Genomic DNA, 21,430 nt, shown 5'->3' with positions numbered 1-21,430 from the left:
CCGCCGCCCGCACCGGCGGTGCAGCGCATCCGACTGCGCTACACCAAGCGCGGCCGCCTCCGGTTCACCAGCCACCGCGACTTCCAGCGCGCTTTCGAGCGGGCGCTGCGCCGCGCCGAGGTCCCCATGGCGTATTCGGCGGGCTTCACCCCGCACCCGAAGGTGTCGTACGCCAACGCCGCACCGACCGGTACCGGCAGCGAGGCCGAGTACCTGGAGATCCAGCTCGCCGAGCGCCGCGACCCGGCCACCCTTCGGGAGCTGCTGGACGAGTCGCTGCCGGCGGGCCTGGACATCACCGACGCGGTGGAGGCCCGTACCCCCGGGCTCGCCGACCGGCTCCAGGCGTCGGTGTGGGAACTGCGGCTCGACGGCGTCGAGCCCGCCGCGGCGGCACGTGCCGTCGAGACCTTCCTCGCCGCCGAAGAAGTGCAGGTCGAACGGCGTACGAAGAACGGGATGCGGACCTTCGACGCGCGGGCCGCGGTCGCCCGCCTCGAAACCGCCGCCCCCGAGGGCGATAGGCCCGGCGGCGATGCCTGTGCGATACTGCGGCTGGTTGTTCGGCATGCCACACCTGCCGTACGACCCGACGACGTCCTGTCCGGCCTCCGAGCTACGGCCGACCTGGCGCCGCCGGTCCCCGCAGCGGTGACCAGGCTGGCGCAGGGGCTGCTCGATGAGGAGACCGGCGCGGTGACCGACCCGCTTGCGCCCGACCGCGACGCTGCCGCAGCCGACACATCAACGGCCGCCGGCTGAGTGCCGCGAGGCGCCGGACGGTTCCGCACGGGACCGCCGTCGTCGCGTCGCCGATCAACCAGGGAGCCACCCCGGTCCGGCAGACGCACTGACCAGCAGACTTTCGCCGGTCCCCGCCAGACGGGCCCGGCGAGCGAGACGACAGCTCCCGTGCGGCGCCCGCGCCCCGGAGGGCGGCACCGCGCACAACACGCGGGTCGCGCCCGGAACCAGGCGTGGCGCCCGGGAGCGTGACGGGAGAACCGCCCGCATGCTCGAACCCATTGAGCCCAACGAACCCAGTGGCCCTTCGGAACAGTCTTCCGAGGGCAGTACCCCCAGCGACACCCTGCCGCCGCGCCGCCGGCGCCGTGCCGCGTCCCGGCCGGCCGGCCCGCCCACGACGGCGGGTGCCCCCGCAGGGGACCCGGTGACCGCCGAGGCCACCGCCACGGCGGTCACGGCCGCGAGCCCCGCGCAGGACGACACGGGCGCCGCCTCCGCGGTGGTCTCCGGCGAGGACGCCAAGCCCGCCCGTACGCGCCGCCGCGCGACCCGTAAGGCCACCGCACCCGCGGGTGCCCCGCAGGTGAGCGAGGCCGTGGAGAGCGCACCCGAGGCACCGGCCGCACCGGAGGCGCAGCCCGCCGCCGAGGACGAGGCGCCGCGCGCCCGGCCCCGCCGCCGCGCCACCCGCCGCGCCTCCGCACCGGCCGGCCCGCCCGCCGCCGAGGCCCCGGAGGCCGCCGCGCCGCAGACCGCGGACCTGGCCGCCGCGCCCGCCGCCGAGCAGGCCCCCGCCGAGCAGCCGGCCGCCCAGGAGCAGGCCGCCGCGCCGGACGAGACCAAGCCCGCCCGTACGCGCCGCCGTGCGTCCCGTAAGGCCACCGCCCCGGCCGGCGCCCCGCAGAAGAGCGCCGCCGAGCCGCAGAGCGCCGCGTCCGTGACCGCGGCCGAGGACGAGGAGGAGGCCGAGGAGACCGCCGAGGCCGCCGCGCCCGCCGAGGCCCCGGCCGCCGAGGACACCAAGCCCGCCCGTACGCGCCGTCGGGCGACCCGTAAGGCCACCGCCCCCGCGGGCTCCCCGCAGGCGGACGCCGCCGCGGAGACCGCCCCGGCCGCCGCGGACGAGGCCCCGGCCGCCGAGCAGGCCGCCGCCACCGGCACCACCGACGCGCCGCGCCGTCGCTCGCGCCGCCGCACCGAGCGTGCGGCCGAGTCCGCGCAGCAGCAGGAGCAGCCCGCCGTCGAGGAGAAGCGCGCCGAGGAAGAGGCCGCGCCGGAGGCGCCCGCGCGCGGCAGCCGCCGCCGTGACCGTCGCCCGCCGACGGCCGTGTTCCAGGCGCCGGTCTTCGCCGAGCCGATGTTCCAGACCCCGGAGACCGCCGCGGCCGCCGCTGCCGCCGCCGCCGAGCAGGCCGCCGACGAGCCGGCCGCCGAGCCGGACGAGCAGCCCGCGACCGGTGGCCGCCGCCGTCGCCGCCGGGGTGCCGCCGCCGAGGCCGAGCAGCCGCCCGCCGCCGAGCAGGCACCCGCCCGGAACGTCCAGAACGTCCAGGACAGTCAGGACACCGAGGACGAGGACGAGGACGACACCGACGAGGAGCAGGGCGAGGCCGCGCAGGGCGACGAGGAGTCGGGCGACCGCCCCTCCCGCCGCCGTCGCCGCGGTGGCCGCCGCCGTCGCCGCGGTGAGGCCGCCGACGGCAGCGACGAGCAGTCCGGCGATGACGGGCAGGCCGATGCCGGCCGGCCGGCCGCGGAGGAGGAGCCGGCCGAGCAGGCCGCGCCCGCCGACGAGGACGACGAGCAGTCGGCCGCCGGCTCCAGCAGCAGCCGCCGTCGCCGTCGCCGCCGCCGTCGCAGCGGCGACCTCGGTGAGGCGGAGGCCCACCAGGGCGACGACCCGGAGCGCACCGTCGTCAAGGTCCGCGAGCCGCGCAAGAAGGACGAGCCGTCCGACGAGGTCCAGTCCATCAAGGGCTCGACGCGCCTGGAGGCCAAGAAGCAGCGCCGCCGCGAGGGCCGCGAGCAGGGCCGCCGCCGGGTGCCGATCATCACCGAGGCGGAGTTCCTGGCGCGCCGCGAGGCCGTCAACCGCGAGATGATCGTCCGCCAGAACGGCGACCGCACCCAGATCGGGGTGCTGGAGGACGACGTCCTCGTCGAGCACTACGTCAACAAGGAGCAGTCGACCTCGTACGTCGGCAACGTCTACCTCGGCAAGGTGCAGAACGTCCTGCCGTCGATGGAGGCCGCCTTCGTCGACATCGGCAAGGGCCGCAACGCCGTGCTGTACGCGGGCGAGGTCAACTTCGAGGCGCTCGGCATGGCCAACGGGCCGCGCCGCATCGAGACCGCGCTGAAGTCCGGCCAGTCCGTGCTGGTGCAGGTCACCAAGGACCCGATCGGCCACAAGGGCGCCCGCCTGACCAGCCAGGTCTCGCTGCCCGGCCGCTACCTGGTCTACGTGCCCGAGGGCTCGATGACCGGCATCAGCCGCAAGCTGCCGGACACCGAGCGGGCGCGGCTGAAGCAGATCCTCAAGAAGATCGTCCCCGAGGACGCGGGCGTGATCGTCCGGACCGCCGCGGAGGGCGCCAGCGAGGACGAGCTGCGCCGCGACGTGGAGCGCCTCCAGGCGCAGTGGGAGGACATCCAGAAGAAGGCCAAGGCGGGCTCCACCAGCTCGCCGAGCCTGCTGTACGGCGAGCCCGACATGACCGTCCGGGTCGTCCGCGACATCTTCAACGAGGACTTCTCCAAGGTCATCGTCAGCGGTGACGAGGCCTGGGAGACCATCCACGGCTATGTCTCGCACGTGGCGCCGGACCTGGTCGACCGCCTCCAGAAGTGGACCTCGGACGTCGACGTCTTCGCGACGTACCGCATCGACGAGCAGCTGATGAAGGCCCTGGACCGCAAGGTCTGGCTGCCCTCCGGCGGTTCGCTGGTGATCGACAAGACCGAGGCCATGGTCGTCATCGACGTCAACACCGGGAAGTTCACCGGTCAGGGCGGCAACCTCGAAGAGACCGTGACCAGGAACAACCTGGAGGCGGCCGAGGAGATCGTGCGCCAGCTGCGGCTGCGCGACCTGGGCGGCATCGTCGTCATCGACTTCATCGACATGGTGCTGGAGTCCAACCGGGACCTGGTGCTGCGGCGGATGCTGGAGTGCCTGGGCCGCGACCGGACGAAGCACCAGGTCGCCGAGGTCACCTCGCTGGGTCTGGTCCAGATGACCCGCAAGCGGGTCGGCCAGGGACTGCTGGAGTCCTTCTCCGAGTCGTGCGTGCACTGCAACGGCCGCGGCGTCATCGTCCACATGGACCAGCCGTCCTCGGCCGGTGGCGGCGGTGGCGGCAAGCGCAAGAAGAAGGGCCGGTCCGGCTCCGCCGGCCAGGACCAGCAGCACGACCACCAGCACCACGACGGCCAGCAGGACACGGAGGCCGCGCGCGCCGACGAGCACCCGGAGCTGGAGCCGGTCGCGGTGACCGAGGCGGAGCTGCAGCCCGCGGTGGCCGACACCGACGAGTGGTTCGGCAGCCCGGCGGAGGCCGAGGCCGCGGCCGGTGGCGTCCGCGGCCGGGGCCGCCGTCGCGCCAGCCGCAAGGCGACCGCCCCGGCGGGTGCGCCGAAGGCGTCCGAGGCCGCCGCGATCGTGGTGGAGTCCGAGCCCGCGCCGGCCCCGGCCGCCGAGCCGGAGCCCGTCGCGGAGCCGGCCGCCGCCGCGGAGCCCGCGCCGGCCAGGCCGCGCCGCCGGGCGACCCGCAAGGCGTCCGCGCCGGCCGGTTCGCCCAAGCCCGCCGAGGACGCGGTGCAGGTCGCCGAGGCGAGCGCCCCGGCGGCGGAGGCCGCGCCCGAGGAGCCGGCCGCGGAGCCGGTGGCCGAACCGGCCGCCGCCGAGGCTCCCGCGGACAGCGCCGTACGCACGGACGAGGCCGTGAGCACGGACGCCGCGGCCACCGAGGAGGCCCCTGAGGAGGCCGCCGAGGAGGCGCCCGCCAAGAAGACCGCGGCGAAGAAGGCCGCCAAGAAGGCACCCGCCAAGAAGGCGGCGGCCAAGAAGACGGCCACGGCCAAGAAGACGGCGGCGAAGAAGACCACCACCGCCAAGAAGGCCACGGCGAAGAAGGCGACCACCAAGAAGGCCGCCGCGAAGAAGACCACGACGAAGAAGACGGCGGCGAAGAAGACCGCTGCCGCCGAGCAGACCCCGGCCGCGTCGGTGTCGGCTTCGTCGGAGGACTGAGCACGTCCGGCCGTGCCCCGGGCCCAAGCGGCCCGGGGCCGGTTTGACCCCCCGGTCAAGGCCCCGTAACCTTGACCGTCGGCGTCTGTAGTACGCCAAACCTCTGAGCAAACACCTCCCGGTCCGCCGGGGGAGGCCGCTCGTCCGATCCGGATGGCACGGGATCGTCACGACCCCGTGGGGAGCGGCTGGCATCAGTGGTCCCGTTTCGAGCGAGAGAGAGTTCCGCGTGTACGCGATCGTGCGCACCGGCGGCCGCCAGCAGAAGGTTGCTGTTGGCGACGTCATCGAAGTTGACCGTATGGCCACCAGCAAGGTCGGTGACACCGTCGAGCTCTCGACGCTGCTGGTCGTCGACGGCGAATCGGTCACCAGCGACCCGTGGGTCCTGGCCGGCGTGAAGGTCCAGGCCGAGGTTGTGGACCACCACAAGGGCGACAAGATCCGCATCCAGAAGTACAAGAACAAGACCGGCTACAAGAAGCGGATCGGCCACCGCCAGCTGCACACCGCGCTGAAGATCACCGGCATCGACGCTCCGGCGAAGTAAGGGACTGAGGAGACATGGCACACAAGAAGGGCGCATCGTCCACCCGGAACGGTCGCGACTCCAACGCTCAGCGGCTCGGCGTGAAGCGCTTCGGCGGTCAGGCCGTCCTCGCCGGTGAGATCCTGGTCCGCCAGCGCGGCACCCACTTCCACCCGGGCACGGGCGTCGGCCGCGGTGGCGACGACACCCTGTTCGCCCTGGCCGCCGGTGCGGTGCAGTTCGGCACCCACCGTGGCCGCAAGGTCGTGAACATCGTTCCGATCGCCGAGTGACCCACCACTCCGGCATCGAGCGATAGCTCAGCAGCACCACTCCGAGGGCGGACCGCCTCTCCCCGCAGCAGCGCGGGAAGGCCGGTCCGCCCTTGGCGTGTTAGTACAGAGACATTCCCGTCGTACCTGGAGGCACTCACCATGACCACCTTCGTGGACCGCGTCGAGCTGCACGTCGCCGCGGGTAACGGAGGCCACGGCGTGGCCTCCGTGATGCGCGAGAAGTTCAAGCCGCTCGGCGGCCCCGACGGCGGCAACGGCGGCCGCGGCGGCGACGTGATCCTGGTCGTCGACCAGGACGTCACCACGCTCCTCGACTACCACCACCACCCGCACCGCAAGGCCACCAACGGCCAGCCCGGCGCCGGCGACCACCGCAACGGCAAGAACGGCCAGGACCTGGTCCTGCCGGTCCCGGACGGCACCGTGGTGCTGGACCGCGCGGGCAACGTGCTGGCCGACCTGGTCGGCCAGGGCACCACCTTCGTCGCCGGACAGGGCGGGCGCGGCGGCCTCGGCAACGCCGCGCTGGCCTCCGCCCGCCGCAAGGCCCCCGGCTTCGCGCTGCTCGGCGAGCCCGGCGAGGCCCGCGACATCGTGCTGGAGCTCAAGACCGTCGCGGACGTCGCGCTGGTCGGCTACCCGAGCGCCGGCAAGTCCTCGCTGATCTCGGTGCTCTCGGCCGCCAAGCCGAAGATCGCCGACTACCCGTTCACCACCCTGGTGCCCAACCTCGGCGTGGTGACGGCCGGCTCCACCGTCTACACCATCGCGGACGTGCCCGGTCTGATCCCCGGCGCCAGCCAGGGCAAGGGCCTGGGCCTGGAGTTCCTGCGGCACGTCGAGCGCTGCGAGGTGCTGGTGCACGTGCTGGACACCGCGACCCTGGAGTCCGACCGCGACCCGGTCTCCGACCTGGACGTCATCGAGGCGGAGCTGGCGCAGTACGGCGGCCTGGACAACCGGCCGCGGGTGGTCGTCCTCAACAAGATCGACATCCCGGACGGCCAGGACCTCGCCGACATGATCCGCCCCGACCTGGAGGAGCGCGGCTACCGCGTCTTCGAGGTCTCGGCCGTCGCGCGCACCGGTCTGAAGGAGCTGTCGTACGCGCTGGCCGACATCGTCGCCAAGGCCCGCGCGGCCAAGCCCGTCCAGGAAGCCACCCGTATCGTCATCCGCCCCAAGGCCGTGGACGACGCGGGCTTCACGGTCACCCCCGAGGGCGAGGGCTTCTTCCGCGTACGGGGCGAGAAGCCCGAGCGCTGGGTGCGCCAGACCGACTTCAACAACGACGAGGCCGTCGGCTACCTCGCCGACCGCCTCAACCGCCTCGGTGTCGAGGAGGAGCTGCGCAAGGCCGGCGCGCACGCCGGCGACGGCATCGCGATCGGCCCCGAGGACAACGCGGTCGTCTTCGACTGGGAGCCGATGATGGCGGCGGGCGCCGAGATGCTCGGCCGCCGCGGCGAGGACCACCGGATGGAGGCGCCCCGCCCGGCCGTGCAGCGCCGCCGCGACCGCGATGCGGCGCGGGACGAGGCCGAGGAGGAGTACCAGGGCTTCCAGCCGTTCTGACGGACGGGAAGCGCGGAGGGGGAAGGCCCGCGGGCTCTCGGGGGCCTTCGCCCGTGAAGAGCGGCGGTACGGGACGTACCGTACGGAAGCATCCGTACGGTACGTCCCGTACGCGGCGCTGACAGACGAGCACAGGGGCAGGCAGGGGTAGGCAGTGGCAGGCGCAAGGCAGGACGTGACGGACGCCCGCAGGATCGTGGTCAAGGTCGGTTCGTCCTCGCTGACCACGGCGAGCGGCGGCCTGGACGCGGACCGGGTGGACGCGCTGGTGGACGCGCTGGCCAAGCACCAGGACAAGGAGATCGTGCTGGTCTCCTCCGGCGCCATCGCGGCCGGCCTGGCGCCGCTGGGCCTGGACCGGCGCCCCCGCGACCTGGCCCGGCAGCAGGCCGCCGCCAGCGTCGGCCAGGGCCTGCTGGTCGCCCGCTACACGGCCTCCTTCGCACGGTACGGGCGCCGCGTCGGCCAGGTCCTGCTGACCTCGGACGACACCAGCCGCCGCGCCCACTACCGCAACGCCTTCCGCACCCTGGACCAGCTCCTGGCCATGGGTGCCGTACCGATCGTCAACGAGAACGACACCGTCGCCACCGACGAGATCCGCTTCGGCGACAACGACCGGCTGGCCGCCCTGGTCGCCCACCTCGTCCGGGCCGACCTGCTGGTGCTGCTGTCGGACGTGGACGGGCTCTACGACGGCGACCCGGCCACCCCCGGCACCTCCCGCATAGCCGAGGTGCGCGGCCCGGCCGACCTGGAGGGCGTCTCCATCGGCAGCGCGGGCCGGGCCGGGGTCGGCACCGGCGGCATGGTGACCAAGGTCGAGGCGGCCCGGATCGCCGCCGCGGCCGGCATCCCGGTCGTCCTGACCTCCGCCGTGCACGCCGCCGAGGCGCTGGCCGGCGGCCCCACCGGCACCCACTTCCTGCGCACCGGCCGGCGCTCCGCCGACCGGCTGCTGTGGCTGGCGCACGCCTCCACGCCGCGCGGTGCGCTGGTCCTGGACGACGGGGCCGTACAGGCGGTGGTGGAGCGGCACTCCTCGCTGCTGCCGGCCGGCATCGCCGCGGCCGAAGGGGAGTTCAGCGCGGGCGACCCGGTCGAACTGCGCGACACCACGGGCCGCGCCGTCGCCCGCGGTCTGGTCAACTTCGACGCGCGGGAGATCCCGCGGCTGATCGGCCGGTCCACCCGCGATCTCGCCCGCGACCTCGGGCCCGCGTACGAGCGCGAGGTCGTGCACCGGGACGATCTGGTCGTATTGCGCCACTGACGGCCGTCGCAACAGGTAAACAGTGGCAGGGATCGGTCCCAAGACCAGCCTTTCCACGGAGACCTTCTCGAAAATGCCCCCGCGACGGCCCGCGGGCTGGTCAACTTTGTTGCGGGGACGCGTCAGGGGAGCGCGTCCCGCGCGCGAGCGCGCGCTACGTCACAGCAGTGCCGGACCACTGCCGAGGAACCGCCCGCGACCGGGGCCCGGAGCAGCGCGACCCGCGGTGACCCGGGCGGTCCGGACGTGGCGGCGTCCCGCGGCGGCCCGGCACCGGCGAAGAAGACCGCATCGATCGGCTCCGCCACGGACGAGCGGAGCGATACGCACAACAGGAGGCCGCCGGTGAGACGAGGGCGCCCAGGGGCGCTGCCCCGAGGGACGGCGGAACGCACACTGACCAGCGTGGGGACCGCCGGGCCGGCCGGCGGGACGGCGGACGGCGACGGTGCCGGACCGGGCCCGGCGGCACCCGAGCGGCCGGCGGCCGAGCGGCGCGAGGTGTCCCGGCTGTGGCATGTCACCCTCAGCGTCTCGGGGGCCGAGGCCCCCGTACAGGAGGTCCGGCGGGCGCTCGAACAGCTCGCGCACGACCACCCCTTCCTGCTGACCAGCCGCTACGCGAGCGACCATGCGGAGATCCGCTACTGGGAAGAGGCCCGCGACCTGCACGACGCGGCTGCGGTCGCCCTGCGGCTGTGGGGCGAGCACCGCTCCTCGGCCGGGCTGCCGCCGTGGGAGATCGTCGGTCTGGAGGTCATCGACCGGGAGACCTACCACCAGCGGGTCGCCGAGGGGTACGGGCCGCCGCCCGCGGCCCGCATGGGGGTCCATCCGTACTGACGGCCCGGCGGACCGCGGCGTCTTGCCCAGTGGAACACGGCGGGGCGGTGGTCCGCCGCCGGGCTAGGCTTTCCGGCATGACCAGCGAATCAGCGCACTCCTCACCCGTCATTGAGACCGCCCGGCGCGCCAAGGAAGCGGCGGCCGTCCTGGCGCCGCAGCCGCGCACCGCGCGCGACGGCGCGCTGCTCGCCATCGCCGACGCGCTGGTGGCCCGTACGGAGGAGATCGTCGCCGCCAACGCCGGGGACGTCGCCAAGGCCCGGGCCGCGGGCACCGGCGAGTCCCTGGTGGACCGGCTCACCCTGACCCCGGAGCGGGTCACCGCGATGGCCGCCGACGTCCGCGACGTGGTGGCGCTGCCCGACCCGGTGGGCGAGGTGGTGCGCGGCTCCACGCTGCCCAACGGCCTGGACCTGCGGCAGGTGCGGGTCCCGCTGGGGGTCGTCGGGATCATCTACGAGGCCCGGCCGAACGTGACCGTGGACGCCGCCGCGCTGTGCCTGAAGGCGGGCAACGCGGTGCTGCTGCGCGGCTCGTCCTCCGCCTACGCCTCGAACACCGCGCTCGTCGAGGTGCTGCGGGACGCGGTGGCGAGCGTCGGGCTGCCCGCCGACGTGGTGCAGCTGGTGCCGGGGGAGAGCCGGGACTCGGTGCGCGAGCTGATGCGGGCCCGCGGGCTGGTCGACGTGCTGATCCCGCGCGGCGGCGCCTCGCTGATCCGTACGGTCGTGGAGGAGTCCACGGTCCCGGTGATCGAGACCGGCACCGGCAACTGCCACGTCTACGTCGACGAGCACGCCGACCTCGACATGGCGCTGGACATCCTGATCAACGCCAAGGCGCAGCGGCCGAGCGTGTGCAACGCCGCCGAGACAGTCCTGGTGCACGCCGGGATCGCCGAGGCGTTCCTGCCCCGGGCGCTGGAGGCGCTGACCCAGGCCGGGGTGGTCGTGCACGGCGACACGGCCTGGCAGCAGGCCGGTCCGGGGCTGGTCGCGCCCGCCACGGACGAGGACTGGGCGGCCGAGTACCTCTCGTACGACATCGCCGCGGCCGTCGTGCAGGACCTGGACGCGGCGGTGGCGCACATCCGGCGCTGGTCCTCCGGGCACACCGAGGCGATCGTCACCACCTCGCAGGCGGCGGCCCGCCGCTTCACGCAGCTCGTGGACTCGACGACGGTCGCGGTCAACGCGTCCACCCGCTTCACGGACGGCAGCCAGTTCGGGTTCGGCGCCGAGATCGGCATCTCGACGCAGAAGCTGCACGCCCGCGGGCCGATGGGGCTGCCGGAGCTGACCTCGACGAAGTACATCGTCACGGGGGACGGCCACACCCGCTGACGGCCCGGGCGGGGAGCGCGGCCCAATTCCCGTCCTCCCTGCCCACAACCGGCCGGCCGGGGCTAGTCTGGACGGGTGCCGGACGACGTGGGGGGCAAGCCGTTCCCGGACGGCGAGGAGCCCGACGAGCACAGTCACCCGAGCCACGGGGCAGCGGACGAGGACTTCGCCTCCGTGGTCCTCGACGAGGACTTCGTGCGGTCCGCGCGCTTCCACGAACCCACCGCGGTGGAGCGGATGCTGGCCGCCGCCCGGGCGCGCGCCGAGGCCGACGCGGCCCGCGGCGGCCCGGGGTACGGCGCCGACCCGGACGCCGACGACCCGGACGCACCGGACGGCCGGCCCCGCTCCCCGGGCCGCCGGCACTGGCGCGGCTCCGCCGACGCGGACCCGGATGCGTACGGCCCGTATGGCCCGTACGGACCTTACGGCGGGGCGCTGCGCCCGTACCGCTCCAGCGTCCGCTGGCACCGGCCGGTGGCCTGGGTACTCGCCTTGATCATGGGCATCGGGCTGGTCGCGCTGGCCTTCTCCGCGGTCTTCCGCGGCGCCTCCGGGGGGCGCACCCAGAATCCGGCGCCTCCGCCCGCGACCAGCGGTGTGGACGGCGCGCCGCCCGCCCGGTCCGGCGTCCCGCCCTCGGCGTCCGCCTCGGCCGCGTCGGAGCCGCCGCCCGCGCCGGCCACGCCGCGTGCACACTGAGGGCACCCGGTGCCCCGGGGCAGCTCCTCCGGCACGCCGCAACCGGGGGGCGCTGCTCCGACACCGCCCGCCGAACTTGTCCCGTACCAGCGCGTTTACCGACGGCTCCCCGGACCTACTCTTGTTGTATGGCCGGTGCTGGTGACCCTCCCGAAGGGACCCCCGAGGGCGCCGCGGGAGGCGGAGAGGACGAATACCGATCCGTCGTCTTCGACGAATCGTTTGTACGGGCTGCACGCCTTCAGGAGTACTCGGCACAGGAGCGCATGGGGGAGCACGCACGGGCCGTCCGCACCCGGCACGCCTGGGCCCGGCTCGGCGGCGCCCGGCAGGCCGTGCTCCTCGCCCTGCTGATCGTCATCGCCTTCAGCACCGCGATCTACATGGGCATCCGGCATCCGTACCGGCCCCCCGAGCCGATGGCGGCGGAGCCGCTGCGGTCCACGGTCGTGCCGCTGGCGCCGACCGGTGCCGTCCCGGGCGGGAAACCGGCGGACCTCTTCGCCGCCAGCCCGGCGGCGCAGTTCCGGATCGGCGCGGCGGGGATCAACCTGCCCGCCGTCGGCCGCACCGAGCACTTCTCCGAGGGCCAGGTCGTCTCCGCCCTGTCCATCGTCAAGGACTATCTCGTGCGCTCCTCGATCGACCCGGCCACCTTGACGGGCGGGTCCGTACGGCCGGTGGGGCTGCTGCTCGAACCCGGCCAACTCGACCAGTTCGACCGGAGCCTGGCGCATCCGGCCGACGACGGACGGCACGCGGCCACCGGCTGGCTGCTGCGCTTCGACCCGGCGCAGGTCGAACTGGCCGATCCGAACGTCCGCGTCAGCGGCACCCTTTCGGCCACCGAGGTCGGCGCCGACGCACTGGAGATCAGCGCCGACTTCACCTTCGCCTACGCGCTGCGCCCGGCCGACGCCAAGGGCACCGCGGAGCAACGGGCCGCCGCCGCCTCGCTGTTCACCGTCCGCCGCGAACTGCGCTTCCGCGTCGGACGCGACGATCTGGGCGACCACCGCCTGGAGGTGCTGGAGAGCAACCTCCAGGCGGGGCCGATGTCCTGCTCCGCCGACGCGGCGGGCGCACTGCACCCGCTGCTCGCGGGGCAGCGCGCCGCGGACACCGGGCCGGAGGGCACCGACCCGTACGCCCGCGGCCGGCCGAACACGGGGCTGTGCGGGAAGCTGGCGGCTACGCCCCGGACGAGCCGGACCCCTGCGGCCCGTTAGCGTCGTCCGGACCGTTCGCACCGCCGGGACGGGAGCCGCCGCGGAAGACCGTGTCCCGCAGCTTGCCGCCCAGGTCGCCGGCGCCGCCGGCTATGTCGCGGACCAGGCCCATCAGCGGGTCCTTGCTCGTGCGCACCGACTCCGCGTAGTGCGCGGCGGACTCCCGGAAGGAGTCGGAGACCGAGGTGTCCTTGTCCTCGTCCTTGCGCGGGTAGTGGCCGTCCATGATGCGCTGGTAGTCCCGGCTGGCCGACCACTTCTTCAGCTCGGCCGCGCGCACGGTGGTGAAGGGGTGGCTGCGGGGCAGCATGTTCAGCACCTTCAGGACGGAGTCGCGCAGGTCGCCGCCGGCCTCGTACTCCTCGGCCTGCTTGAGGAAGGCGTCCACGTTCATCTCGTGGAGGTGGTTGCCGCCGGCCAGCTTCATCAGGCCGCGCATGGACGCCTGCAGGTCCTGCCCGACCAGCAGCCCGGCGCGGTCCGCCGACAGCTCCGACTTGCGGAACCACTCGCGCAGCGCCGTCACGATCGCCATCACCGCGACATTGCCCAGCGGAATCCAGGCGATCTTGAGGGCGAGGTTGGTCAGGAACAGCAGGATGGTGCGGTACACCGCGTGACCGGACAGCGCGTGGCCGACCTCGTGGCCGATGACCGCGCGCATCTCCTCCTCGTCGAGCAGCTCGACCAGGCCGGTGGTCAGGACGATGATGGGCTCGTCCAGGCCGATGCACATCGCGTTCGGCTGGGGGTCCTGGTTCACGTACATCGGCGGGACCTTCTCCAGGTCCAGGATGTAACAGGCGTCCCGCAGCATGTCGTTGAGGTGGGCGAACTGCTGGTCGCCCACCCGCACCGAGTCCGACAGGAACAGCAGCCGCAGGCTGCGCTCCGGCAACAGGCCGCTGAGCGTCTTGAAGACGGTGTCGAACCCGCTCAGCTTGCGCAGCGCCACGAGCGCGGAGCGGTCCGCCGGGTGCTCGTAGGCGCGGGACGAGATCCCCGGGAACCGCCTGCGGTCCCGGCCCGGTACGCGCTCGCTGCCGCCTGGGCTCTCCGTCATTGGGGCCTCCCCCTGTTCGACTGCGTGTGATTCAGACTAGAGGACGCCGCTGACAGCCATTTGGATGCCCAGGCGTACGCTGGCGAGCGCACCAGGGCGCGCGGATGCCCATATGCCCGTACAAAGGGAGCGCTTCAGTCATGCCGAACACGAGCGTGCTGCTCGCCGCCGCGGCGGAGACCTCGAAGAACGACGGACCGGGCTGGGTCCTGCGCACCGTCCTGATCGTCGGCGTGCTCGGCGCGGTCTTCCTCGCCTGGGTCCTGCTGCGCAACTACGGCAAGGACGGCAGCGGCGGCAGCGACGACGAGCGCCGCTGATCCCGCGCCGTTCCGCCCGGCCACCCGTTCGCCGGCCCGGTACCGGCCCGTGCCGGACCCGGCGCACACCCCCGCGCACGGGCGTGCGAGCGCCCTCCCGGCGGAGTCGGCGTGAGACGCGGACGGGCCCGCGCATACGATGTGGCGGAAGTCTCTGTCCGAACCCATCCCGGATTGGCCTAGCCGACGATGAGCCTGCACACCACCGCACAGCACCTGGTCACCCTCGCCGAAGGCGGTCACGAGGGCGGCAACCACGAGAGCCTGAGCCCCTTCGTCACGGGCGGCGGCGCCCTGATTGTCCTGCTTCTCCTGCTGTGGATCACCACCCGCTTCAACCGGGACCGCTGAGGGCGGGCACCCGGACCCCGGCACCGCGCAGCGCCCAGTAGGGTCTGCACGCATGGAAGAGCAGACAGGGCCCGTGAAGCGGCGGCTCGGAGTGATGGGCGGAACCTTCGACCCGATCCATCACGGACACCTGGTCGCCGCCAGCGAGGTGGCCAGCCAGTTCCACCTCGACGAGGTCATCTTCGTGCCGACCGGGCAGCCGTGGCAGAAGAGCCACAAGACGGTCTCCCCGGCCGAGGACCGGTATCTGATGACGGTCATCGCGACCGCGTCCAACCCGCAGTTCTCCGTGAGCCGTATCGACATCGACCGCGGCGGCAAGACGTACACCATCGACACGCTGCGGGAGCTGCACGACCTGCACCGTGACGCGGACCTCTTCTTCATCACCGGCGCCGACGCGCTCGGCCAGATCCTGACCTGGCACGACGCGCCGGAGCTGTTCTCGCTCGCCCACTTCATCGGGGTGACCAGGCCCGGGCACATACTCGCCGACCCCGGGCTCCCGGAAGGAGCGGTGTCCCTGGTCGAGGTACCGGCCCTGGCCATCTCCTCGACCGACTGCCGGGCGCGCGTCGCCCAGGGGGAGCCGGTGTGGTACCTGGTGCCGGACGGCGTCGTGCGCTACATCGACAAGCGCGAGCTGTACCGCGAGGACCCGGCCGGCCACGTCGGCCGCTGACATCCGCTGACGACGGCCGCCCACGACGACCGCCGACGGGGCTCACGGAAAGGGGCACCGGTGAACGACCGACAGGACCCGTACGTGCCGCACGACCCGTATGCCCAGGAGCCGCAGGGGCAGCAGGGGTACGCCTACGACGCCTACGGGCGGCCGGTCTACCAGGAGGCGCCGCAGCAGGTCACGTACGACCAGTACGGGCAGCCGGTGGCCTACGACCCGTACGCGGGCCAGGCCCCCTACGACCCGTACGGGGCCCAGCACGGCGGTCAGCCGGACGCCGCCGGGGCGCAGATCCCGGGCCGGCAGGAGGCGGGCGGGCCCGACGCCGGGCACCAGGGCTACGGCTATGACCCGTACGGCCACCCGCAGGCACCCCAGGCGCCCCAGCAGGAGCAGTACGGCCGGCAGTACGACCCGTACGGCCACCAGCAGCCCCCTCAGCCCCAGCAGCAGATGCCGCACCAGCAGCAACAGCAGCAGGGGTGGATCCCGCAGCAGTCGGCGCAGCCCTCGTACGAGCAGGTCTCCTACCAGGAGCCGGAGCACCAGCCGTACGGACAGCCCGTCCAGGAGACCGGCGCCGAGCCGTCGCACGGCCGGACGGGGGGCACCACGGACCGGACGGCGTCCCCGGACTCCGGAGACGCCCCCGGCCCGGACTACCGCACCGAGCAGTTCTCGTTCATCGAGGAGCCGGCCGAGGAGTCGGAAGACGTCATCGACTGGCTCAAGTTCACCGAGAGCCGTACCGAGCGGCGCGAGGAGGCCAAGCGGCGCGGCCGCAGCCGCAAGGTCATGCTGATCGTGCTGCTGGTCCTGCTGCTGCTCGGCGGCGTCGGCTACCTGTGGTGGGCGGGCAAGCTGCCCGGCCTCTCGGGCGCCGCGGCGGGCAAGGAGGGCGGGGCCGCCGGGCAGAAACGCGACGTGCTCGTCGTGCACCTGAAGGACCCCAAGGGCAACAGCACCACCGCGCTCCTGGTGGACAACGAGAGCACCCACAAGGGCACCACCGTCCTGCTGCCCAACAACCTCGCGGTCACCACCGACGACGGCGGGTCCACGACCCTGGCCAAGTCCGTCAAGGACGAGGGCATCGACCCCACCCGGGAGGCGCTGAACACCCTCTTCGGCGCCGACATCAAGGCCAGCTGGCGGCTGGACACCCCGTACCTGGAGAACCTGGTCGAGACGACCGGAGGCATCACGCTGGACGCCGACGCCACCGTCCCCGGCGCCAAGAAGGGCGACAGCCCCCTGGTCAAGCAGGGCAAGGGGCAGGAGCTGAACGGCCAGGCGGCCGTCGCGTACGCCACCTACCAGGCGCCCGGAGAGCCGCAGACCAAGCAGCTGGAGCGCTTCGGGCAGGTGATGCAGGCCACCCTGAAGAAGGTCTCCAGCGACGCCGACGGCGCCACCGCCACCGTGAAGTCGCTCCTCCAGGTCCTGGACCCGCCGCTCACCGAGGCGCAGCTCGGCAGCTCGCTCGCCCAGCGCGCCGAGCTGGCCAAGAGCGGCGCCTACGGGACCGCTCTGCTGCCGGTGCAGCCGGACGGCACGCTCAGCCCGCAGGCGGCCGACAGCGTGGTCAAGGAGGTGCTCGGCGGCACGGTCAAGAAGACCGACCCCGGCGCCACCGCGCGGATCAGCGTCCAGAACGCCACCGGCAAGAAGGAGGCGACCGACAAGGCGCGGATCGCCCTGGTCAACGGCGGCTACTCGTTCGTCGACGGCGGCACCGCCGGCGCGGCCCGGCCCGCCTCCGAGGTGACGTACGGGGACGCCGCCCAGAAGGCGAAGGCCGAGGAGGCCGCCAAGACGCTCGGCCTGCCGGCCGGCGCGGTCAAGCAGGGCAAGGCCGCCTCGAACGCGGACGTGACGGTGGTCCTGGGGCAGGACTACAAGGGCTGAGGGGCCGGAGGGGGCGGTACGGGCCGGTCCCGGCCGCTCCCCGGCCGCCCGGCCGTCCCGCGTGGCCGGGCGGCCCCACGGCGCCCCGCCCGTGCGGTCCGCCGGGAGTGTCGGCGGTCCGTGAGACCCTTGGTGGGTACCTGACCACCGATCCCGAAAGCTGGATTGTGACCGCCACCGACCGCTCCATCGAGCTCATCCAGGCCGCCGCGCAGGCGGCCGCCGACAAGCTCGCGCACGACATCATCGCGTACGACGTCAGCGACGTGCTCTCGATCACCGACGCCTTCCTGCTGGCCTCGGCCCCCAACGACCGTCAGGTCAAGTCGATCGTCGACGAGATCGAGGAGCGGCTGAACAAGGACCTGGGCGCCAAGCCGGTGCGCCGCGAGGGCGACCGCGAGGCCCGCTGGGTGCTGCTCGACTACGTGGACATCGTCGTCCACGTCCAGCACAGCGAAGAGCGCGTCTTCTACGCCCTTGAGCGCCTCTGGAAGGACTGCCCCGAGCTGGACCTCCCCGAGGAGGCCAAGGCCACCCGCGGCAAGGCCGCGGCGCACGCCGAGGCCACGGCGGCCGAGCAGGACGGAGAGCTGAGCTGAACGGCACCAAGGGCGGCCGGGGCCGCCGCATAGTCCTGTGGCGCCACGGCCAGACGGCGTGGAACCTGGAGCGCCGCTTCCAGGGCACCACCGACATCGAGCTGACCGAGGAGGGCCTGGCGCAGGCGCGCCGCGCCGCCCGGCTGCTCGCCGCCCTCAAGCCGGACGCGATCATCGCCTCCGACCTGCGCCGGGCCGCCGCCACGGCGGGTGAGCTGGCGGCCGTCACCGGCCTGGAGGTGGCGTACGACGAAGCGCTGCGCGAGACGTACGCGGGCTCCTGGCAGGGGTTGACCCACGAGGAGATCGTGGCGCGGTACGGCGAGCAGTACGCGGCGTGGAAGCGCGGCGAGCCCGTACGGCGCGGCGGCGGCGAACTGGAGACCGAGGTGGCCGACCGCGCGGCCCCCGTCGTGGAGCGCAACGCGGACAAGCTGCCGGACGACGGCACCCTGGTCGTGGTCAGCCACGGCGGCACGATCCGCACGACGATCGGGCGGCTGCTGGGCCTGGAGTCCCACCACTGGGAGGGGCTGGGCGGCCTGTCGAACTGCTGCTGGTCCGTGCTCGGGGAGGGCGCCCGCGGCTGGCGTCTGCTGGAGCACAACGCCGGCACGCTGCCGGAGCCGGTGCTCGGCGACGACGCCTGAGCGGGTCCGGCGGGCCGCCGCGCGGCCCCGCGGACCGCTCCGCCGGTGGCCCGGAGGACCCGGATTTCACATCTGGGCAGGTCGCAGGCTAAAGTTCTTCTTGTTCGCGGCGCCGCCGGGGAAAAACCCCGGAGGAGCGGAACAAGACCCGGGGCTATAGCTCAGTTGGTAGAGCGCCTGCATGGCATGCAGGAGGTCAGGAGTTCAATTCTCCTTAGCTCCACACCTCGGATGATCCCGTCTCCCGCTCTGGGAGGCGGGATCATTGCGTACCCGGGCGCCCGGTCACGGCGGTGTGCCGCAGGAAGCCGGGGCGGCGGCGGGACTGACCCGGTCGGCGGTCCGTGGCAGAATTCGGACGGCGCCGGCAGGGGAGGAGAGAACACGATGCCCACGAGCATCATGGAGGAGGTCGAAGACCCGCACGCCGCGGCCACGGCGCAGGGTCCCGGCCCGCTGCCGGAGACCGCGCCCCGCCCCAGCCGCCTCACCCGCCCCGTCGACGGCCCGCACGGCACGGCCGGCGCCGTGCTCCAGTGCCCCTCCTGCGGCTCGCCCCACGTGGCCCAGGTGCTCGGGGACAACGGCGGCATCTCGTTCGTGTGTACGGCCTGCGGCCACAGCTGGAGCTGACGGATGGGCGCTCACAGCAGGAAATGCGACTGGTGCGGCAGCGGCACGCCGATCGTCCGGGACATGGAGCCGGTCAACGCCGACTACCAGTACTGGTGCGAGGAGTGCGCGCGGGCCCTGGTCATAAAAGGCGACCCCATCGAGACGTACCGCGAGCTGGACGGGGAGCCGATCTACGGGCGGCTGCTGGACGAGCACTGCACGCTGAAGCGTTTCTACTCGTTCGCGACGGCCTAGGACGGCTCCGGGGGCTCGCGACGGCTTGAGGAGGCCCGGCGACCCTTGGTGGCCCGGGGCCGCCGGGCTGCCAGGTCCCCCGCTCCGCACGGTTCCTGACGGCTCCCCAGCTTTGGCCGTGGATGTCGCCGTACCTGCTGGATGAACCCTTGGTGCGGCAAGCGTGCGAATTTCCCCGCTGAAGGCGGAACTCCGCGCGAACACCGGTTCGTTGTGCGGTGCGAAGCTGCCGCCGGAGACGGCCGGCGGCACGGGGGAAGCGTTACGGGGGTCGTGTCATGAGCGACATGACGATCCATCCTGTCCAGGAACGGCCGGGGCAACCGCCCCGGGCCGCGCGGAAGCGGTCGGCCATGGCCGGGCTGACACCCTTCGTCGACGCGCTGCGCGTCCCGCCCGTCCTGCGGCCGGGCCGCAAGGAGGCGCTGCGCGGCATCGACATCGACCTGACCGCCACCTGGGTGCGGCTGCACTCCGAACTGCCGCCGACCAAGGTGTGGGCGTACGCGGGCCACTATCCGGGCCCGACGATCGAGGTGCGCCGCGGCCGGCGGCTGCGCGTCCACTGGAACAACCGCCTCACCGGCCCGTATCCGGTGACGGCCTTCGAGGCGAAGCAGATCGCCGGTGCGCCGCCGCCGACCAATGAGCCGGGCCGTGGGGAAGGCACCCTCCTGACCGGTGTCGCCGGCCTCCCGCCATGGACGGTCACGCATCTGCACGGCGCGGTGACCGGCGGCGGCAACGACGGCTGGTCGGAGAACGCCGTCCCGCCCGGCGACACCCAGCTCGCGGAGTATCCCAACGACCACCGCGCGACCGCCTGGTGGTACCACGACCACGCCATGGACATCACGCGGTGGAACGTCTTCGCGGGCCTGACGGGGATGTACCTGGTCCGGGACGACGAGGAGGACATGCTCCACCTGCCCTCCGGCAAGCGGGAGATACCGCTCGTCATCCAGGACCGCAACCTCGACACGGACGCCGACGGCCGCCTGACGGGCCGTCTGCTCCACAAGACGCTGATCGGGCGCCAGGACAGGGAGGGCAGGAACGTCACCCAGCCCTTCATCGGACCGTACACCCTCGTCAACGGGGTGATCTGGCCGTACGCCGACGTCGCGGCCTGCTGGTACCGCTTCCGGGTGCTGAACGCGGCGAACAGCCGCACCTTCCGGCTCCGGCTGGTCGACGACGCGACCGGGATGCCGGTGACGGGCGCGATGTGGCAGATCGGCTCGGACGGCGGGCTGCTGCCGCGCCCGGTCCCGGCGGACGAAGGGCTGTCCGCCGCGCCCGCCGAGCGGCTGGACCTGCTCGTCGACTTCGGCCGGCTGCGCGGCCGTACGCTCCGGCTGGTCAGCGCGGCGCCCGAGGTGGCGTATCCGGACGTGCTGCAGTTCCGGGTGGGCACGGCGCAGGTGCGTGACCCGTTCGTGCTGCCGCAGGTGATCTCCCCGTCCTTCGAACGGCTCACCCACGCCACGGCACCCGTCAGCCGGCACCGTCTGATCGTCCTCACCCCGCCCGGCGCGGTCGGCAATTACCACCCGGAGATGTGGGAGATGCGGCAGATCCCCGATCCGGGCGGCCGGTTCCCCACCGAGGGCGTCGTCCAGCTCCGCGGCGCGGACGGCGAGGTCCGCACCTACCGCCGTGCGGCCCGGATGTTCGACGACGCGCTCGGCCACCTGGTCCGGCACGGTGACTGGGAGCAGTGGAGCTTTTTGAACCTGGGCGGCATCGCCCACCCGATGCACCTCCACCTCGTCGACTTCCAGGTGCTGGGCCGCCATCGCTACCCGGCCGACCCGGACACCCCGTACGACCGCGATGTGGGCGGCACCCGCGCCCCGCTCGAATACGGCGGCCCGGAGCCGATACCGCCCGGCGAGCAGGGGTGGAAGGACGTCATACAGGTCGCGCCGGGCGAGCTGGTGGACGTGGTCGGCCGCTTCCAGGGCGCCACGGGCCGGTTCATGTACCACTGCCACATCCTGGAGCACGAGGACATGGGGATGATGCGCCCGTTCGTCGTCATGCCGCGCGAGGTGCTGAAGTTCCACCACCACCCGCCGGGCGGGCACGACCACGGCGACCACTGAGGCGCGCGGGCCGGTGCGGCGGTTCGGGCGCCGAGCCGCCCCGAGCGGCGGTGTCCGGAGCTCTACCGGTCCGCGACGTGT

The 21,430-nt window shown here is 73.4% G+C and carries 20 protein-coding genes and 1 tRNA gene; 20 read left to right on the top strand and 1 reads right to left on the bottom strand.

Annotation, left to right across the window (positions count from 1 at the left end; all coding sequences use genetic code 11):
- The first annotated feature begins 18 nt into the window (after positions 1 to 18).
- The 10 genes from ACH4FX_RS09290 (at position 19) to ACH4FX_RS09245 (ending at position 12,792) form a co-directional block, all read left to right on the top strand.
- Positions 19 to 762 carry a TIGR03936 family radical SAM-associated protein gene (locus ACH4FX_RS09290; RefSeq protein ID WP_398476776.1) on the top strand — a complete coding sequence of 248 codons (744 nt, stop codon included), beginning with the start codon at positions 19 to 21 and terminating at the stop codon, positions 760 to 762.
- A 250-nt stretch (positions 763 to 1,012) separates the two neighbouring features.
- Positions 1,013 to 4,999 (top strand): ribonuclease E/G, encoded by a 3,987-nt coding sequence (locus ACH4FX_RS09285; RefSeq protein ID WP_398476774.1) that lies wholly within the window; start codon positions 1,013 to 1,015, stop codon positions 4,997 to 4,999.
- Between the two features lie 229 nt (positions 5,000 to 5,228).
- Positions 5,229 to 5,549: a 50S ribosomal protein L21 gene (gene rplU, locus ACH4FX_RS09280; protein ID WP_398476772.1), complete on the top strand. Its 321-nt coding sequence runs from the start codon at positions 5,229 to 5,231 to the stop codon at positions 5,547 to 5,549.
- 14 nt (positions 5,550 to 5,563) lie between these two features.
- Positions 5,564 to 5,821, top strand: coding sequence for a 50S ribosomal protein L27 (gene rpmA, locus ACH4FX_RS09275; RefSeq protein WP_030679902.1), 258 nt, complete (start codon positions 5,564 to 5,566; stop codon positions 5,819 to 5,821).
- 141 nt (positions 5,822 to 5,962) lie between these two features.
- Entirely contained in the window at positions 5,963 to 7,399 is a 1,437-nt protein-coding gene (gene obgE / locus ACH4FX_RS09270; RefSeq protein ID WP_398476770.1) for a GTPase ObgE, read from the top strand.
- A gap of 175 nt (positions 7,400 to 7,574) precedes the next feature.
- A complete protein-coding gene (proB, locus tag ACH4FX_RS09265) occupies positions 7,575 to 8,672 on the top strand; it encodes a glutamate 5-kinase (protein ID WP_398477046.1) in 1,098 nt (365 codons plus the stop codon).
- Between the two features lie 345 nt (positions 8,673 to 9,017).
- Complete coding sequence (locus ACH4FX_RS09260; RefSeq protein ID WP_398476768.1) at positions 9,018 to 9,515, top strand: hypothetical protein; 498 nt, start codon at positions 9,018 to 9,020, stop codon at positions 9,513 to 9,515.
- 77 nt (positions 9,516 to 9,592) lie between these two features.
- Positions 9,593 to 10,861 (top strand): glutamate-5-semialdehyde dehydrogenase, encoded by a 1,269-nt coding sequence (locus ACH4FX_RS09255; RefSeq protein WP_398476766.1) that lies wholly within the window; start codon positions 9,593 to 9,595, stop codon positions 10,859 to 10,861.
- Between the two features lie 75 nt (positions 10,862 to 10,936).
- Complete coding sequence (locus ACH4FX_RS09250) at positions 10,937 to 11,563, top strand: hypothetical protein (RefSeq protein ID WP_398476764.1); 627 nt, start codon at positions 10,937 to 10,939, stop codon at positions 11,561 to 11,563.
- A gap of 128 nt (positions 11,564 to 11,691) precedes the next feature.
- Complete coding sequence (locus ACH4FX_RS09245; protein WP_398476762.1) at positions 11,692 to 12,792, top strand: hypothetical protein; 1,101 nt, start codon at positions 11,692 to 11,694, stop codon at positions 12,790 to 12,792.
- Here the strand turns inward: ACH4FX_RS09245 and ACH4FX_RS09240 are convergent.
- Complete coding sequence (locus ACH4FX_RS09240; RefSeq protein ID WP_398476760.1) at positions 12,755 to 13,855, bottom strand: M48 family metallopeptidase; 1,101 nt, start codon at positions 13,853 to 13,855, stop codon at positions 12,755 to 12,757. The two genes, ACH4FX_RS09245 and ACH4FX_RS09240, sit on opposite strands and share 38 nt — an antisense overlap.
- Before the next feature lie 140 nt (positions 13,856 to 13,995).
- On the opposite strand from ACH4FX_RS09240, the gene ACH4FX_RS09235 reads away from it, so the two are divergent.
- The 10 genes from ACH4FX_RS09235 (at position 13,996) to phsA (ending at position 21,349) form a co-directional block, all read left to right on the top strand.
- The gene (locus ACH4FX_RS09235; protein WP_398476758.1) at positions 13,996 to 14,175 is read left to right on the top strand and encodes a hypothetical protein; all 180 of its coding nucleotides are present in this window, start codon (positions 13,996 to 13,998) and stop codon (positions 14,173 to 14,175) included.
- Positions 14,176 to 14,364: 189 nt separating this feature from the next.
- A complete protein-coding gene (locus ACH4FX_RS09230; protein ID WP_398476756.1) occupies positions 14,365 to 14,526 on the top strand; it encodes a hypothetical protein in 162 nt (53 codons plus the stop codon).
- Between the two features lie 52 nt (positions 14,527 to 14,578).
- The gene (gene nadD, locus ACH4FX_RS09225; protein ID WP_398476754.1) at positions 14,579 to 15,208 is read left to right on the top strand and encodes a nicotinate-nucleotide adenylyltransferase; all 630 of its coding nucleotides are present in this window, start codon (positions 14,579 to 14,581) and stop codon (positions 15,206 to 15,208) included.
- 60 nt (positions 15,209 to 15,268) lie between these two features.
- Positions 15,269 to 17,119 (top strand): LCP family protein, encoded by a 1,851-nt coding sequence (locus ACH4FX_RS09220; protein ID WP_398476752.1) that lies wholly within the window; start codon positions 15,269 to 15,271, stop codon positions 17,117 to 17,119.
- Positions 17,120 to 17,286: 167 nt separating this feature from the next.
- Complete coding sequence (gene rsfS / locus ACH4FX_RS09215) at positions 17,287 to 17,721, top strand: ribosome silencing factor (protein WP_398476750.1); 435 nt, start codon at positions 17,287 to 17,289, stop codon at positions 17,719 to 17,721.
- The gene (locus ACH4FX_RS09210) at positions 17,718 to 18,371 is read left to right on the top strand and encodes a histidine phosphatase family protein (protein ID WP_398477044.1); all 654 of its coding nucleotides are present in this window, start codon (positions 17,718 to 17,720) and stop codon (positions 18,369 to 18,371) included. Before rsfS ends, ACH4FX_RS09210 begins: the two co-directional genes overlap by 4 nt.
- A 150-nt stretch (positions 18,372 to 18,521) precedes the next feature.
- Positions 18,522 to 18,594, top strand: a tRNA-Ala gene (locus tag ACH4FX_RS09205).
- 164 nt (positions 18,595 to 18,758) lie between these two features.
- A complete protein-coding gene (locus ACH4FX_RS09200; protein ID WP_398476748.1) occupies positions 18,759 to 19,004 on the top strand; it encodes a hypothetical protein in 246 nt (81 codons plus the stop codon).
- Between the two features lie 3 nt (positions 19,005 to 19,007).
- On the top strand, positions 19,008 to 19,241 hold the full coding sequence (locus ACH4FX_RS09195; protein ID WP_004571982.1) for a hypothetical protein: 234 nt from the start codon (positions 19,008 to 19,010) through the stop codon (positions 19,239 to 19,241).
- Positions 19,242 to 19,519: 278 nt separating this feature from the next.
- Positions 19,520 to 21,349: an O-aminophenol oxidase PhsA gene (phsA, locus tag ACH4FX_RS09190; protein ID WP_398476746.1), complete on the top strand. Its 1,830-nt coding sequence runs from the start codon at positions 19,520 to 19,522 to the stop codon at positions 21,347 to 21,349.
- Positions 21,350 to 21,430: the final 81 nt, after the last annotated feature.

The sequence above is a fragment of the Streptomyces sp. NPDC018019 genome (assembly GCF_044327805.1).
GTDB lineage: Bacteria > Actinomycetota > Actinomycetes > Streptomycetales > Streptomycetaceae > Streptomyces.
The sequence above is the reverse complement of the archived record's forward strand: the minus strand, read 5'-3'. Positions and strand labels throughout refer to the sequence as shown.

Bases quoted from the DNA above. Each gene is read 5' to 3' on its own strand.
- rpmA (WP_030679902.1), top strand. From the start codon at position 5,564: ATGGCACACAAGAAGGGCGCATCGTCCACCCGGAACGGTCGCGACTCC.
- ACH4FX_RS09240 (WP_398476760.1), bottom strand. From the start codon at position 13,855: ATGACGGAGAGCCCAGGCGGCAGCGAGCGCGTACCGGGCCGGGACCGC.
- obgE (WP_398476770.1), top strand. From the start codon at position 5,963: ATGACCACCTTCGTGGACCGCGTCGAGCTGCACGTCGCCGCGGGTAAC.
- ACH4FX_RS09200 (WP_398476748.1), top strand. From the start codon at position 18,759: ATGCCCACGAGCATCATGGAGGAGGTCGAAGACCCGCACGCCGCGGCC.
- ACH4FX_RS09195 (WP_004571982.1), top strand. From the start codon at position 19,008: ATGGGCGCTCACAGCAGGAAATGCGACTGGTGCGGCAGCGGCACGCCG.
- ACH4FX_RS09230 (WP_398476756.1), top strand. From the start codon at position 14,365: ATGAGCCTGCACACCACCGCACAGCACCTGGTCACCCTCGCCGAAGGC.
- ACH4FX_RS09245 (WP_398476762.1), top strand. From the start codon at position 11,692: ATGGCCGGTGCTGGTGACCCTCCCGAAGGGACCCCCGAGGGCGCCGCG.
- nadD (WP_398476754.1), top strand. From the start codon at position 14,579: ATGGAAGAGCAGACAGGGCCCGTGAAGCGGCGGCTCGGAGTGATGGGC.
- ACH4FX_RS09285 (WP_398476774.1), top strand. From the start codon at position 1,013: ATGCTCGAACCCATTGAGCCCAACGAACCCAGTGGCCCTTCGGAACAG.
- ACH4FX_RS09255 (WP_398476766.1), top strand. From the start codon at position 9,593: ATGACCAGCGAATCAGCGCACTCCTCACCCGTCATTGAGACCGCCCGG.
- ACH4FX_RS09235 (WP_398476758.1), top strand. From the start codon at position 13,996: ATGCCGAACACGAGCGTGCTGCTCGCCGCCGCGGCGGAGACCTCGAAG.
- phsA (WP_398476746.1), top strand. From the start codon at position 19,520: ATGAGCGACATGACGATCCATCCTGTCCAGGAACGGCCGGGGCAACCG.